The sequence below is a fragment of the Mycoplasmoides pirum ATCC 25960 genome (genome assembly GCF_000685905.1).
In the GTDB taxonomy this organism is placed as follows: Bacteria; Bacillota_I; Bacilli_A; order Mycoplasmatales; family Mycoplasmoidaceae; genus Mycoplasmoides; species Mycoplasmoides pirum.
Genome location: NZ_JMKZ01000001.1, coordinates 244,429 through 260,913 on the forward strand (window position 1 = coordinate 244,429; position 16,485 = coordinate 260,913).

Genomic DNA, 16,485 nt, shown 5'->3' on the forward strand with positions numbered 1-16,485 from the left:
ATTATCAAAAATTGTGTTTTAATATTTAAATTTTGATAAATACTTAAAGTATTTTACCACCATTTAATTTTATTCTTATAGAAAGTTAAGTGCTTTGTAAATTTTAAAATACTTAATTTTTGATTATTTTAAATAAAATTAGTAATTTCTTTTACGATATAATTTTTTAATGTTATGAACAAAGAAATAAAATTATTTGAAGCATTTGCTGGCATTGGTTCACAATTCAAAGCCTTAAAAGAAATTTCTAATTTAAAAAAATGAATTATAAGACCTGTAGGCATAATTGAATGATATATAGATGCAATAATAGCTTATATGGAAATTCATTACTCAAAAGAAACCAAGAATTTTAAAATGAATTCTTTTTTTAATTTAACTTCTTTGTCCTTATCAAGTGATTCAAAACATCCAATATCTAATAAATATTTAGAAAATTTGAATAATTCACACACACACACACACTAAAAACAACTACTACAATTTAATTTGTAAATATATTCTTGCTAGTAAAAAAATAGCTAATAATTTGTTTGATATAACAAAAGTAAGTTACAAAGATATTCCAAAAAATATTGATATTTTTACATATTCATTTCCTTGTCAAGATTTATCCATTCAAGGAAAACAAAAAGGAATGGCAAAAAATTCCAACACAAGAAGTGGTTTACTTTGAGAAGTTGAAAGAATTTTTAAAGATATTAATAAAAATTTTAAACAAACAGAAAAACCTAAATATCTATTGCTTGAAAATGTAAAAAATATAGTTAGTCAAAAGCATATAGATTCATATAATTTGTGATTGATTTTTTTAGAAAAAATAGGTTATGTTTCAAAAACATATATTTTAAATTCATCAAATTTTGGTTCAGCTCAAAATAGAGAACGAGTATTTTGTTTATCGGTGCGAAAAGATTTTAAGGAAAAAATAAAATTTAATTTTCCTTTTTTTGAAAAAACAAAAATTCAAAACAAAATATTAAAAAACATTTTATTGAAAAAATTTAACAATGATCAATATACATTATTAAATTTTGATAAATTTCAATTAACTAATAAGAAAAAATCAAATTCTGGAATTTATAAATCTACCTTGAAAAATTATACTAATTTTCATTCAGAAGCATATGTTTATTATCCATCAGGTATTGGTCCAACCTTAACTGCCTCAGGTGCTAATAGTAGATTAAAAATTGTTTTTAATAACAATCAAAAAAAACCGAAAATTAGATACATGCAACCAATAGAAGCATATCAATACATGGGTTTTGATATTAATGACTATGAAAAAGTAAAAAAAACTAAATTGTTGTCAGATACAAAAATTATTTATACAGCAGGAAATTCTATTTCTGTTGAAATATTAAAAGAAATTTTTAAAAATTTAGTTTTTTAGATTGTTTGCATTTATGAATATATTGAATAGTTTTTATTTTAAAAAAGTTAAAATTGATTTAAAATCTTGCAGAAAAAATAATAATAGCACTAATTGCACTTTATTTTTAATAATAGATGAAAAAAATTACATTCATGATTTCAAAGTTAAATTTAAATCACTAAAAGTTTTTAATAATACTACAAAATCTCATGAAAAATTTCAGAATAAAACTCTAGTTAAAACTAGAATAGAATTTATAAATTTGCTTGATATAGGTGAACACAAATTTTCAAACGGATTCAATGAAAGGAACAAACCATTCTTTCAAATTGATAATTTGATTTTAGAAAAATTTAATAAAAAAATTTGAAAATGAGATTGATTTAAAAAAGTAAAAACAATTAGAAATATTGAATATTTAATAACTGGTTCTAATCCTCAAGGTGAAGATAAAATAGATAGTCATGCTTTTTTTGTTTATGAAAAAGATGATAAAAAATACAAAATTGGTTTTTTGTTAAGAGCGTTATTATTATCTAATAACAAGGAATCCAAAAAATTTTTAACTAAATTGAATTCTTATAACCCTATTTGAGAAAATGAAAACATAGAAGAAATAGAATTTTGGGATTGAATTAATCATAAAAATTCAAGTTTTAACAAAAATGAAAATTTAGCTTGATATCTAAACAAATTTAATAATGATTCTAATGAATGACAACATTATTTAAATTCTTTGAGATCTCTAATAAGGGATGATCATAAAGAATGAACTAGGTTTCGAAAACAAGTTAATAGTTTAAGACAAAAATATAAAAATAATGTAAACAATGAATATAAAAATAATAAGCATTGATCTAATGATGAATTTTGTTTAAACTTTTTTTGTCCTGGCAAAAAAGAAAATAATTGAGAATATGCTCATATTAAACCTGTGAAATTAATAATTAAAAATTATATTAATTCTAAAAAAGAACCAGAAGATCTTGAGATATTAGAAAAGGAAATAACAGATTATAAAAATTTTTTACCCTTGCCAAAACATATTCATAATTTTTTTGACACACGAAAAATTTGATGAGATGATTCGACTGGTTTATTAGATGGTTTATTAGAATATAATTTTTTGAAATTATCTGATGATTTAAAGTATTTTAAGGAAATAAAAAAGGAATATATTGAGACTTCCAAAAAATACATCAAAGATTATTATGAATATATTTTTTCTTCAGATAATTTAAAAAAATAATTTTGATTTGCAATTAAATCTAACATTTTATTTATAATAAATTTCCAAATTAATAATTTTTATATTTTTTAGCAATTTAAATGAACTTTTATCTTAAAAAAAATACAAAATCTAAACCTTTTCCAAAAAATTCTTTAAATATAATCAATAATCTTAGACTTTATTGTTTAAATAAACTTTTAAATTCTAATTCAAATCAAGCTAATAAAATTTTACAAAGTCTTCCACTTTTTTATGTTCTGTTTAGAAATTTTTTAACATTAACATTAGATGGAAATCAAAATTTTTTAAATGATAATTTATTTTTAGGAAAAGGATATGGCTCTACATTTATAAAAGAATTTTGCAATATTTTAGGTTTATCAAAATTTATAGATAATAAATTGCAAATTCATGATAACATTTATGACACAAGTCAAGTAGAAGTAAATTGTACTAGTTTATCTTTTGCTGCAGGTTTAGCATTTAATCAATCAATAATAAATAAAATTATGATTAAAAATGCTTTTTTAAATAAAACATATTGTGTTTTAGGGCAAGAAGAATTATCTTCAAGTAACTTTAATGAAATTTTAAATTTTGTTAGCAAAAAAGAAATTTCTAATTTGGTTTGCATTGTTGATTTTACCGGATTTGATCAAAATGGTTTTATTTCAAATCACACTATTGTGGATTATCAAAAGTGAATAGAATCTTATGGATGCAAATTTTTGGTTATAAACGATGGTTCGAATATTAATTTGATTAATAAAATTTTAAACAAGGCTATTAATTATAATCAAACTGTTTTTATTGCAATTCACAACATTTCAGGTCACGGTTTAACAAATGCTAGTACTATTAGTAGTTTCAATGCTCAAATTAATAGTCAAGAATTTGATTTACTAAAAAATAGATTTGATTTTGAAAAACCACTTGATTATTTTTTAAATGAATACAAAGAAGATTTAATTTTTTGCTTGAATTTAAGAATAACTAATAGAAAAAAACATTATGATTCTTTAATTAAAAATAATAAAAAATTTCAAGATTTTCTTTTGCTAGAAAAAAGTGAAAAACAATTGGATGTATTTAAGAAAAATTATAGCTTTATATCCACGCTATTAAATGAAAATAATTTAAATTTAATTTTTGTTTTAAATACAAAGATTAAAATTGATTCAAATTTAAATAAAAATAATCGTCTTTTAAGTTGTAATGGAAGTGAGAACATTATTTTCAATATCATTTCAGTAATTAAAAAATGTAATTTCTTTAATCCTATTCTAGTCACTGATTTGAATAGTTTAAACTATTTTAATCAATTTCTAAAAAACAAAAAAATGTTTGAATATGGATTTTTAATATATGTTTTTGATAATTTAAATTTGTTATCAAATTACACATATGAATTAAATGGTTTAAAAATTAATAAAATTCATAATTTTTTTGTTCATGATATTTTTACCTTAAACAATGAATGAAATAATTTAAATTTCTTAAATAATTGAAATTTATATTTTATTGATGAAAATACATTTAATGTTGATTTGTGAGAAAAACCTATTGTTAAAAATAATTTAAATTTTGATATCAATATTATTAACTATGGCGCTAGCTTAGAAATAGTAAATAAATTTATTTCAAAATTAGAAAATTGAAATATTCAATTTAATTTGATAAATATCTTAAATACAAAGAAAATAAGTGAAAAATTAAATCTTGATACAAACAAACCACTAGTTTTATTAAATGTTGATGAAAACCATTGAATAAACTCTTATCTATTAAATATAAAGAATAAAAAACATATAGTAAAATTTACTAATGAAGAATTGGATAATTTTTGCATCAATTTCAAAAAATAGGAGTTACTTATGGAATTAGGATTAGCACTAGGTTTGGGAATCCCATTGAGTTTAATTGCCGGAGCTATTCTTGGTTATTTTATAGCCATGAAAATATTTAAAAAACAATTAAAGAAAAATCCGCCCATTACAGAAAGTCAAATTCGTAATATGTATGCCAAAATGGGAAGAAAACCAACTGAAGCACAAATTCGTGAAATAATGCGTTCATTTAAACAAGATATTAAATAGTGAAAAATTATTTTATAAAAAGTGCTATTCAGTTAAGTCAATGCCCGCAAGATAATACTAGTGAGGGTTGTTTTATTGGAAGAAGTAATGTTGGTAAGTCAACATTAATAAATACAATTGCTAAATCTAAAATTGCTAAAACTTCTAAAAGACCAGGAATGACACAAACATTAAATTTTTATAATATTAATGATAAAAGATTAGTAGATTTACCAGGCTATGGTTATGCAAAATTAGATCGAAATAAGAAAATTGAATTAACTGATTTAATAAGTGACTATATTCAAAATAGAAAAAATTTAACAACAATTTTTCAAATAATTGATGCAAGTGTAATTACTGAATATGATCAATGAGTAAGTAAATTTATTAGAAATAACACAAATTTAAAATATTATGTTGTTGTCAACAAAATAGATAAACTTAATCAAAGTCAATCACACAATTTAAAAATAAAAATTGCTGATTATTTAAAAATTGATTCTGATAATTTAATTACAATTAGCGCTTTAAAGCAAAAAAACATTTCTGAACTTATTAAAATTATTAAAAATATTTAATTATGTCTAACAAAAAAATAATTGTTTCTAAACCAAAACTTATTGATTTTAATCAAAGTTATAATCCATCTTTAATTTCAAATAATTTATATTCGGATTGAATTTCTAATAATTTGTTTAAACCAAACAATAGCAAACAACTTTATAGTTGCGTTATGGCTCCGCCAAATTTAACAGGTGTTTTGCATATTGGGCACGCGTGAGAATTAAGTTTAGCTGACGCATATTTACGATTTAAAAAAATGCAAGGTTTTAATGTTAGTTGAGCACCAGGATATGATCATGCAGGTATTTCAACACAAGCTAAATTTGAAAAAACATTAAACCAAACAGAATATCATGAATATTTAAAATTAACTAGAAAAGAACGAATTAAAAAAATTGAAGATTGATCAATTCAAAATAGCTCTAAAATAGTTCAACAAATGAAATTAATTGGTGTTAGTGCTGATTGAGATAATTTTCATTTTACATTAGATGAAAATTCACAAATAGCAGTTAAAAAAGCTTTTAAAAATTTGTATGATAAAAAATATATTTATCAAGAAACAAAATTAGTTAATTGAGATGTTACTTTAAATACAGCCATTTCCAATATTGAAGTTCAAAATAAACCTATTGAACAAAATATGTATTATATTAATTATCAAATTGCTAATAGTAAAGATAAATTAGTTATTGCAACAACAAGACCAGAAACAATTTTTGTTGATGCTGCTTTATTTGTTAATCCAAAAGACAAAAGGTATTCAAAATTTATTGGTAAATTTGCAATTAATCCTCTAACAAATAAAGAAATTCCAATTTTAAGTGATTCATATGTTGATATAAATTTTGGTACAGGAGTAATGAAATGTACGCCTGCGCATGATATTAACGATTACAAATTAGGTAAAAAATATAAATTGTCTAAATTATCGTGTATTGATTTTGATGGAAAATTAAATAATTATGCAATGCATTTTAAAGGAATGGACCGTATTGCTAGTAGAAAAGAAATTTCTAATTATTTAAACGATCAAAATAAACTTGTGAAAGTTGAAAAAATCGTAAGTAATGTAGGTTATTCTGAACGTTCAGATTCAATAATAGAACCATTGCTATCAAAACAGTGATTTATTAAGTTATCTGCTTTTGGACCTAAATTAAAAAAAGCTATTAAAACTTCTAAAGAATTTGAAATGATTCCAAAAACTTTTGTAAATCTTTTAAACAAATGATTAAATTCTTGTGAAGATTGATGTATATCTAGACAGTTAATTTGAGGTCATCAAATACCAGTTTGATATCACAAAAAAACTAAAAAAATTTATGTCGATATCAAACCACCAAAAAATATTAAAGATTATGTTCAAGATCCGGATGTATTAGATACATGATTTTCATCATCTTTGTGACCTTTAATTTGTTATGGATGACCCAATAAAAATTCCAAGTTATTTAAAAATGGTTATCCAAACAATTTAATGATTATGGGTTTTGACATTTTGTTTTTTTGAGGAATCAAAATGATGTTTCAAGGTATATTTCATACTAATAAATTACCATTTAATAAATTATTGATTCATGGTTTAATTAGAGATAAAAATGGAAAAAAAATGTCTAAATCATTAGGAAATGTTATTGATCCAATTGATTTAATTGATTTGTATGGAATTGATGCTTTAAGAATTTATTTAACATCTAATACTTCATTAGGCGAAGATACAAATTATCAAGAAGAAAAAATTCAAGATGCATCAAATTTTTTAAATAAATTATGAAATGCATCTAAATATATATTTAAATTGACAAATGAGAATCAAACATCTAAAAATTATTTAAAAATTGATTTTAAAAAACTTAATGATGCAGATAAATGAATTTTAATTCAATACAACAAAACTTTAAAAAAAGTTACTGATTTGTTATCTAAATTTGAATTTTCGTTAGCAAACAAGTATCTTTACAATTTCATTTGAAATGAATTTTGTAATATTTATCTTGAATTTTCTAAAGTTACACTAGATAGTGAAGAAAAATTATCAACTTTAAATACATTTAAATATATTTTATTTAATATTTGTCATTTATTGCATCCTTTTGCTCCATTTATTACTGAAAGAATATATCAAGCATTAATGAATGATGCTAATAAGTATTTATTAAAAAACAAATGACCAAATCTTATTAAACAAAATTTATCTTCTAAATTTCATTTAATAATTGAAATAATTAGTGTGATTCGTAATTTTAGAAATGAAATCAAATTACCCAAAAACCAACCAATCAAGATAAAAATATTAGTTAATAATCAATCATTAGTTCCTTTTATAAATAAATCAATCAATTATTTAAAATTAGTTAATTGTGAAGTTTTGGGAGTGTACAACAAAAAAACAAATGAATTAAAAGGTAAAACATTAATTTTGAAAAATTTTGTTATTTTTGTTGAAAATCAAGAATTTAGCATTGCTTTACAAGAGATTTTAGAAAAAAAGATTAAAAATTTAGAATTTGAAGTAGAAAGAAGTAAAAAAATATTAAGTAACAAGCAATTTTTAAAAAATGCACCAGTTGCTAAAATTAATCAAGAAAAAGAAAAATTAATAAATTACGAATTAGAATTAAAAAAAGCTATTTCTGAACTAAAAAAATAAATAAAGTGTTATCAAACACTATTTTTTATATTGTGGTATACTTAATAAACATATTTTTATAGTATTTATTGCAATAAATTGTAATATCTACTATCTAAGTATAAGGATGTAATATGAATTACAATGATACCAACTATTCATTTGCGCAAGGAAAATGAGTTTTTAGACAAGAACAGTCAAAATTATTAACTCGTTCTTTTCTATATACAGGTTTTTCTTTTGTTGCAATATTTGTTATTTCATTTTTAATTTATTATTTGTTGCCTAGACAAAACCCTTCAATTGCTGACAATTTTTTGATAATTAGTCCTATATTAATATTCATTTCTACTATTATGGGAATGTTTTTGAGACCGAAAATGACTGGTGGCATGGGTTTTACTGTGTTTGTATATTTATTTTACATAATTGCTCAATCATTAGGATTTGGTGGTTTATTTTATGCAATAGATTTTTCAAATCAAGTAGGTATAAACACTGGTATTCAAGTAATAGATGTAGCTGCTATATTTGGTGTAGCTGGTCTTATGTTTGTTGGAATGGCAATAGTTGGTGCATCTATGTCTAAAAAATCCTCAATAAAGTTCGGAAGATTTTTATTTGGTGCAGTTATTGCATGATTATTTGCAAGTATAGTTTTTTCAATAACTATTTTCTTTGCAACACCTAATCAATATAATTGGATCATTATTGTTTCATCAGTTGTAGGTGGATTAATTAACTTAGGTTATATAGCTTTCATAGTTTCACAAATAAAAGCTTCTAGTGATTTTGTTGATTTTGTAGGAAACAAAACATTGATTAATACAATGGCAGCTTCATATGGATTTTGAATGCTTGTTAGTTTAGTTGGTTTGGTTTGATATCTTGTTAGATTATTATTTATTTTTAAAAGTTAATCTTCATCTATTGGCATTTTATCTCTAAATTCATATACTACACCATCAGTTCCACAAATAATTTCAGCACCTAATGTGGCTCTAATAGTTGCATTGCATGCGGGACATACATATTTAAAAAATTTTTTAATTGTTTTTTGTTTTGGAGCTCTAATTCTTTTAAATTCTCCAATAAATTTTTCTAGTTCTAATTCCTTTATACAATTATTAACGATTTGTTGTAATTCTGAATTGAATTTAAAGTTTGAATAACCAATTTTTTTATTTTTTTCTCCAAAAACACATCCAATTTCTTCACCTAATTTTTTGAATTCTTTATTATGGTGTTTGCCTGATTTATCTGTATCTCTTATACCTAAAAGATTTGCTTTAAAATGAATCATTTCATGTATTAAAGTGTTAAGTAATTCATTCAAATCATTATTAGTTAACATTTCAGCAGTTAAAGATATTTCTGAATATGTTTTATCGTTTATTTTTCATTTATCAGGTCAATAAACACCATAAGTATTTAAGCCAATAGCTCTTTCACCTTGAATCATAAAAACAACTTCTTTAAATTGCTCATCAAAAACATGTTTATTTAAATATTCTAAACATTTATTCATTGCAATATAAAAATCATAAAGTGCGTTAAATTGACTCATAAAATATTCACATTTCCTTTCTTTACTCTAATAAGTGACTCAAATCTATTTACTTATACTATAAACTTTAGTAAAAAAAGTTCCTGGGATAGCATCATCAGGCATTTTTATTATTGTTTTAGGTAAATCTTCATTTGGCAAATCTAATTCTTTTGAACTACAAATCATTCCATGTGATTCATGATTTAAAACTTTAGACGAATTAATTTCTTTACCTGTTGCAATTATTCCGCCCGGTAAAACAACCACAACATTCATATTTGGAACCACATTTGTAGCACCACAAACAATTTTTTGTAATTGATTAGTTCCAATATCAACTGTACAAATTTTTAAATTACTATTAGGTATTGGTTCTGCACTAATTATTTTTCCAATAACAAATGGAATTTGATTTATAAATTTTGATAAAGATAAATTAGTTAGTTCTTCTAATTTTCTAATTAATTTTTCATTAGGTTCATTTAATCCATTTACAAGTAATAGATTTCTTTCACTAGCATTGTGAATGTTGAATCCAATTAATTGATCATTTTCATCATAAAATATTGTTACATTATTTTTATTAATGATTTTATCTGGATTTTTATTAGTAACAATTTTTGCAATTAAAGTGTCTTGTAATGTGTTTTTGTTATAAAAAATATTTAAATATTTGTTGTTCATATTTTAAGTATGTTTTATTAATTGGATTGAATCAAAATTGCGTATCCATTCATTCCAGTGTGAACTGCTATTATAGAACTTATATGCTGTCATTTAATTTCAATATTTTTTGGTAATAATTTTTTATATTCTTCAACAATTTTTTCATTTTCTTTTGAATCAACTATACTTGTTGAAATTCCAATTCTTTTAATTCCTTTAGTTTTTCAATTATTTTGTGAATCTATATAGTCTAATGCAATTTGTTTTGCTTCTTGGTCATCACGACATTTATCAAAATACTCTAACAAACCATCTTTAGCAAAAAGTTTAATTAAAATTTTTATTTTTAGTGTTTTAATTAAAAATGCTTTTCAACCTTTTAAGCGGCCGCCCGCAACTAATTGAGAAACATCATTTACAACAATAACTCCAATTATTTTTGCTTTTTCTTTTTCAATTAATTCGTCTATTTTTTTAATATCATATTCATTATTTTTTAAATAATCTTCAATTTCATCAATTAAAAATTTAATACCTTGTTCCACAATCAAACCATCAATAACATGAAATTTATTAGAACCAAATTGATTTTCTAACATTTGTCATGAGTTATAGGTACCTGATAATTGGCGATCAATTGGAATCCCAATAATATGATCATATTTTTCTAATAATTCTTTAATTTTTTCTTCCACAACCCCAATAGGAGATTGACCAGTTTTAAAAGTAGCGCCTTTTGAAATTTTTTCACTTAGTGTTTTAATATCTATGTCAATTCCTGCTTTGTAAGTTATTTCAGTTTTATCTAAATTTTCAATTATTTCTAGCGGAACCATATAAATGTTTTTACTAGGATCTTCATTTATGGATGCTGATGAATCTATTAAATAAGCAATTTTCATAATTATGCATGGTTTCCTAAAAATTTATAATTTGGTTTTGTAAAGATTATTATAATTTATATAAAATAAAAATTCTTAACAAAAAAACTTATTTTATGTTAGTATTTTCTAGTAAATTGTGATGAATTTTGAATTTAATTTTATTTATCGTGTTTTAAAAACAAATAAATATATTATTAAGTAAAATTTAAAATAATCATATTTAAATGAAAGGTTTTTTGTTTTAATTAATGTTTAAAAATATTGATAATTCTGAATCAGCTAATGATTTTGATGCTGCAAAAATTGATGATTCAAATATTGAAATGTTAGAAGAGTCTTCAATAAATTCAGAAACTACAGATTCACAAATTAATGAATTGCTTGAAAAACCAATTGTAACGACAAGCAAAATTATGGAAGTAGGGGGTCACATAGGATTTTCAAAACGAAGATGAAATCCTAAGATGAAACCATATATCTATACAAAAAGAGGTGTTAATTTTAATTCACCTTATGATGTGTTAAATTTACCACTAGTTCACGAAAGATTAAAAGAAGCTTTTGATTATTTAGTTGAAGTTTCCAAAAATAATGGAACAATATTGTTTGTCGGAACAAAAACTAAACAAGTTCAAGAATTAGTTCGAGATATTGCAAAACGTGTTCCAAATATTAATTACATTTATCAAAGATGATTGGGTGGAACTTTAACTAATTTCAAAACAATTAATAATTCAATTAAACAATTGAATAAATTAACTGAAAGATCTCAAACTGGATTAGGTGAATATACTAAAAAAGAACAAATTCTAATTATGAAAAAATTGAACAAACTAGAAAAGTTTTTTGGCGGTATCAAAAACATGCGTGGTTTACCTAGTGTTATTGTTGTTGATGATCCAGTTCATGAAAAAAATGCAATTTTTGAAGCAAGAAAATTGAATATACCAATAGTTGCAATTTCAAACACAAATGCAAATCCTGATTTAATTGACTATATAGTTCCAGCTAATAATACATCAATTAGATCAATAACATTGTTCATGAATTTACTAGCTGATGCAGTTGCTATTGGTCAAAATCAAAAACCGTTATTTGCTTTTAAAACTGATGAAGAAATTGTAATTGCCCAACCACAACGTCGAGATAGATTTGAAAATCGAAATATTGTTAATCGTCAATATAATTACAAAGAAATTCAAAACAAACGACGTGAATTAAATACTAGTCAATCCAACCAAAAAGATGCAAGCACAAATAATAATTAGAAATTAATTTAAAGTTAATTTATACTTATTATATTAGGTTGATAAAGTTTATTTTATATAAAATAATAATCTATACAACAAATAGGTTGAATCTATAATATGCAAAACAAAGATAATAGAAAAACATTAAAAATTAAATCATCATCTAAAGATATCGAACAATTTGAAAGAGTTAAATTGGAAGAAACAAAAGTTATTGTTGGAAATTCTTCTAAATTAAACCCTGATCAAATTTTATTAGATGATTTAAAGATTCAATTACAAACAGCTACTGATAAAGATGTAATTAATAACATTAAAAAAGAGATTAAAGTTTTAGAAAAAAAGATTTCAAAAAAATCAAAATAAATTTTTTCATAAATTAAATAAAATGAACTATATATGTTTATTAATCTAAATGTTAGATCAAGTTATTCTTTATTATTATCAACATTATCAATAAATGATATAGTCCAGTTTGCAATTCAAAACAAACAAAAATATGTAGTTTTAACCGATTACAATGTTTTATATGGAACAGTTGAATTTTTTGATTTAGCAACAAAAAATAATTTAATACCTGTAATAGGTATTGAAATTTTTCATGAAAAAAGCGATAGTAATTTAGTTCTTTATGCTAAAACAAATGTTGGTTATAAAAATTTATTAAAAATTTCAAGTAATATAATGACAAAACTTGATTTTGATTTAAATAAATATTTAGATGATGTTGCAGTTGTTGTTAAAAGTGGAAATTTTGAACCTAAAAAATCAGTTGAATACTATATCGCTAATTCTAATGACAATAATGGAATTGCTTTTCAAGAAGTTAATTGTTTAACTAATGAAGATAAATATTTAATAAATATTTTGAATGCAATAAAACATGAACGTGTTTTTCAGTCAAAAGATGAAATTTATGATGATTCTCAAGGTCTCCCATTTTTATTAGAAAAAGAAGCAAATAAAAAATATTCTAAAAATCAATTAAATAATATTGATAAATTATTAAACAATATAAATTTGGATATTAATAAAATATACACAAATTTATTAAAATTCCCCACACCAAAGAAAGTTTCTTCTAGAGTTTATTTACAAACACTATGTAAAGAAGGGCTTAAAAAAAGATTTCATAACATAAATGTTATTCCTAAAGAATATATTGATCGTTTAAAACATGAATTAGATATTATAAATTCAATGAATTTTAATGATTATTTTTTAATAGTTCATGATTTTATAAATTGATCTAGAAAAGAAAATATTATTGTCGGTCCAGGACGTGGATCAGTTGTTGGATCTCTAGTTGCATATTCACTATATATAACAGAAGTGGATCCTTTAAAATTTAATTTAATTTTTGAGCGATTTTTAAATCCCGAACGTAAATCACTTCCTGATATAGATGTAGATATAATGGATACTAGACGTGAAGAAGTTATTGATTATTTATTTAATAAATATGGTCAATCACACACTTCACAAATTTTAACTTTCCAACGAATTAAATCTAAAATGGCTATTAGAGATGTTGGTAGAGTTTTAAATATTGATTTAAAAGAAATTGATGTTATTTCAAAATTAATTAATTCAAAATATGATGATGATTTGCAATTAGCAATAGATAAAACACCTAAATTAAAACAAAAAACTAAAGAATATTTAGAATTATTCACAATTGCAAAAAAATTAATTAATTTACCTCGCCAAATAGGTACACATGCAGCTGGAATTATTTTAAGTAATGAGGAAATTACTAATATTATTCCTATTCAATTGGGTCTAAATGATAGATTAACTTCACAATTTTCTATGGAATATTTAGAGCGCTTTGGTTTATTAAAAATGGATCTATTAGGTTTAAAAAATTTAACTATTTTAGATAACATTATTAAATTAATAAAAAAAACTAATAGAAAAGAAATAATTTTAAATAATATTCCAATTGATGATAAAAAAACATTTGATTTATTTTGTTTAAATCAAACTAATGGAATTTTTCAATTCGAATCAGCGGGAATGAAAAGAGTATTAAAAATGATGCAACCAAAATCAATTGAAGATTTATCATTAGTTTCATCATTATATCGACCCGGACCACAAGATAATATTCCTTTATTTATTAATCGAAGAAATAAAAAAGAAAAAATAACCTACATATCTAATGATTTAAAACCATTTTTAGAAAATACAGAAGGAATAATTGTTTATCAAGAGCAAGTAATTCAAATTGCACAAGCAGTAGCTAATTTTTCCTTGGCTGAGGCGGATATTTTTAGAAGAGCAATCTCAAAAAAAGAGGAAGATAAATTAGTTGCAATTCAAAGTAATTTTATAAATGCTGCAGTTAAAAATAAATATAGTGTTGATGATGCTAATAAAATTTATCAGTACATTTTACATTTTGCTAATTATGGCTTTAATCATTCTCATGCTATTGCTTATTCTTTATTAGGATATTGGTTGGCTTATTTTAAAGCACATTATCCTTTGGAATTTTATGTAACAATTTTAGAAGTTAATGTGGGTGATGAAAATAAAGTTAATCTATATGTGAATGAATCAAAAAATAAGAATATTGATTTTTTAATGCCTGATATTAATTTGTCACAACAATCATTTAGCATTTTAAACAATAAAATTATTTTTGGATTTAACTCAATAAAAGGTATTGGTAATGAATCTATTAAAAAAATTCTTTTAACTAGAAATAATTTAAAAAAGAAATTGTTTTCATCGTATATTGAAACAATTAGATTATTGCATGAAAATAAAATTTCACAAAAAATGTTAGAAAATTTAATTTATGCAGGTTGTTTGGATTCATTTAGTATTAATAGAAAAACAATGATTAACAATTTATCTACTTTATTAAAACTAAGTTTGTTTGGTAATAATGTTGATAATTCAGAATATAAAATAGAAGAATTTGAAATGGATGATCAAGAAACTCATGAATATCAAGAAATTCAACAAAATTTGCTAGGTATAAATTTTGAAAAAAATTCAATTGAATTAATTAAAGAAAAAAATAATATACAAGACATTATTCCTTTAATTGATATTCAAAATAAAGAAAATGGATATTATAGTTCATTAATAAAAATTAATTTTATTAAAGTATGGCAAACAAAAAATAATAAAACAATGGCTTTTATAAATATTGAAGATAATTCTTTAAATAATGTTGAGTTAATTTCTTGAAATTTTTCTTATGAAAAATACAAACAATATTTATTGAAAAATCAAATTTTGCTTATTGGATTTAAAAAAGATTTAAAAGGTATTTATTTAACAAAAATATTTAAAATTTATGATGAGAAAAAAGAGAAATTAGTAGATGTTGAATAAGATGACAAAAAATGAAGAAATTGCAATTGTTATAGATGGTAATTCACTTACATATCGTGCCTATTATGCCACTATAAATCAATTAGATTATTTTAAAAAATATAATATTAAACCTAACAATGCTATTAAAACAATGCTAATTATGTCATTAAAGATATTGAAGCAATATAATCCAAAATATACATTAATAGCTTTTGATGCTGGCAAATCTACATTTAGAAATGAATTGTATAAAGAATATAAATCAAATCGTTCAAAAACACCATTAGAATTGATTGAACAAATTACTCTTTTGCATGATATTATGAAATTATGTGGATATAATGTTTGTTTGCAAAATGGTATAGAAGCTGATGATATTATTGGTAGTTTTGCAAATTTAACTAATGCAAACAATATTCATTGCAAAATATTTAGTTCTGATAAAGATATGCTTCAATTAGTAAATAAAAACACTGAAATTCACAAACCAGAAAAAGGTGTTTCGGAAATGCAAATATACAACATAGATAATTTTGAAAATTTATTAGATGGTCTTTCTCCAGAACAAATTGTTGATTATAAGGGTATCGTTGGAGATAGTTCAGATAATCTTCCCGGGATTAAAGGTATAGGAAAAAAAACTGGTATCAAATTAATAAAAAAATATAAAACATTAGATAATATTTTTAATAATTTAAATGATTTATCTAATAAACAAAAACAATTATTTATTGAATCAGAAAATATATCTAAACTTTGTAAAGAACTAGCTACTATTAAAACTGATTTATTTTTAAACAAAAATATAAATGATTTTTTAAGAAAACCCATTGAAACTGAAAATTTATTTGATTTTTTAAATAAATATAAAATTAATAATATGGAAAAATATATATTTGATGTTGAATAATAAGGTTTTA

Annotated in this window: 15 protein-coding genes; 12 read left to right on the plus strand and 3 right to left on the minus strand. The window is 22.4% G+C overall.

Annotated features, from left to right (window positions below; genetic code table 4):
• Positions 1-174 precede the first annotated feature (174 nt).
• The 8 genes from dcm_N (at position 175) to T397_RS0101080 (ending at position 8,803) form a co-directional block, all read left to right on the plus strand.
• A complete protein-coding gene (gene dcm_N, locus T397_RS04190) occupies positions 175-468 on the plus strand; it encodes a DNA (cytosine-5-)-methyltransferase N-terminal subunit (RefSeq protein WP_052663046.1) in 294 nt (97 codons plus the stop codon).
• 31 nt (positions 469-499) lie between these two features.
• Positions 500-1,396, plus strand: coding sequence for a DNA (cytosine-5-)-methyltransferase (dcm, locus tag T397_RS0101050; RefSeq protein WP_334290787.1), 897 nt, complete (start codon positions 500-502; stop codon positions 1,394-1,396).
• 13 nt (positions 1,397-1,409) lie between these two features.
• Positions 1,410-2,627: an MAG4270 family putative restriction endonuclease gene (locus T397_RS0101055; RefSeq protein ID WP_027123850.1), complete on the plus strand. Its 1,218-nt coding sequence runs from the start codon at positions 1,410-1,412 to the stop codon at positions 2,625-2,627.
• An 80-nt stretch (positions 2,628-2,707) separates the two neighbouring features.
• A complete protein-coding gene (locus T397_RS0101060; protein ID WP_027123851.1) occupies positions 2,708-4,474 on the plus strand; it encodes a thiamine pyrophosphate-dependent enzyme in 1,767 nt (588 codons plus the stop codon).
• A 9-nt stretch (positions 4,475-4,483) separates the two neighbouring features.
• The gene (locus T397_RS0101065; protein ID WP_027123852.1) at positions 4,484-4,705 is read left to right on the plus strand and encodes a YneF family protein; all 222 of its coding nucleotides are present in this window, start codon (positions 4,484-4,486) and stop codon (positions 4,703-4,705) included.
• On the plus strand, positions 4,705-5,265 hold the full coding sequence (gene yihA / locus T397_RS0101070; RefSeq protein WP_027123853.1) for a ribosome biogenesis GTP-binding protein YihA/YsxC: 561 nt from the start codon (positions 4,705-4,707) through the stop codon (positions 5,263-5,265). Before T397_RS0101065 ends, yihA begins: the two co-directional genes overlap by 1 nt.
• Positions 5,266-5,267: 2 nt before the next feature.
• The gene (valS, locus tag T397_RS0101075; protein ID WP_052663047.1) at positions 5,268-7,904 is read left to right on the plus strand and encodes a valine--tRNA ligase; all 2,637 of its coding nucleotides are present in this window, start codon (positions 5,268-5,270) and stop codon (positions 7,902-7,904) included.
• Between the two features lie 113 nt (positions 7,905-8,017).
• The gene (locus tag T397_RS0101080; protein WP_027123855.1) at positions 8,018-8,803 is read left to right on the plus strand and encodes a Bax inhibitor-1 family protein; all 786 of its coding nucleotides are present in this window, start codon (positions 8,018-8,020) and stop codon (positions 8,801-8,803) included.
• On the opposite strand, the gene T397_RS0101085 is transcribed toward T397_RS0101080, so the two are convergent.
• The 3 genes from T397_RS0101085 to T397_RS0101095 are packed head-to-tail and all read right to left on the minus strand — an operon-like array spanning position 8,800 to position 11,000.
• Complete coding sequence (locus T397_RS0101085; protein WP_027123856.1) at positions 8,800-9,450, minus strand: SprT-like domain-containing protein; 651 nt, start codon at positions 9,448-9,450, stop codon at positions 8,800-8,802. The genes T397_RS0101080 and T397_RS0101085 overlap by 4 nt on opposite strands.
• Before the next feature lie 45 nt (positions 9,451-9,495).
• Positions 9,496-10,116, minus strand: a complete 621-nt coding sequence (gene ytpR, locus T397_RS0101090; protein WP_036448577.1) for a YtpR family tRNA-binding protein — start codon at positions 10,114-10,116, stop codon at positions 9,496-9,498.
• A gap of 17 nt (positions 10,117-10,133) precedes the next feature.
• Positions 10,134-11,000 (minus strand): DegV family protein, encoded by an 867-nt coding sequence (locus T397_RS0101095; RefSeq protein WP_052663048.1) that lies wholly within the window; start codon positions 10,998-11,000, stop codon positions 10,134-10,136.
• 230 nt (positions 11,001-11,230) lie between these two features.
• On the opposite strand from T397_RS0101095, the gene rpsB reads away from it, so the two are divergent.
• The 4 genes from rpsB (at position 11,231) to T397_RS0101115 (ending at position 16,475) form a co-directional block, all read left to right on the plus strand.
• Complete coding sequence (gene rpsB, locus T397_RS0101100) at positions 11,231-12,250, plus strand: 30S ribosomal protein S2 (RefSeq protein WP_052663049.1); 1,020 nt, start codon at positions 11,231-11,233, stop codon at positions 12,248-12,250.
• A 99-nt stretch (positions 12,251-12,349) separates the two neighbouring features.
• The gene (locus T397_RS0101105) at positions 12,350-12,598 is read left to right on the plus strand and encodes a hypothetical protein (RefSeq protein WP_027123860.1); all 249 of its coding nucleotides are present in this window, start codon (positions 12,350-12,352) and stop codon (positions 12,596-12,598) included.
• A 33-nt stretch (positions 12,599-12,631) separates the two neighbouring features.
• Positions 12,632-15,583: a DNA polymerase III subunit alpha gene (gene dnaE, locus T397_RS03805; protein ID WP_052663050.1), complete on the plus strand. Its 2,952-nt coding sequence runs from the start codon at positions 12,632-12,634 to the stop codon at positions 15,581-15,583.
• Complete coding sequence (locus tag T397_RS0101115; protein ID WP_027123861.1) at positions 15,573-16,475, plus strand: 5'-3' exonuclease; 903 nt, start codon at positions 15,573-15,575, stop codon at positions 16,473-16,475. The genes dnaE and T397_RS0101115 overlap by 11 nt, the downstream gene beginning before the upstream one ends.
• Positions 16,476-16,485 lie beyond the last annotated feature (10 nt).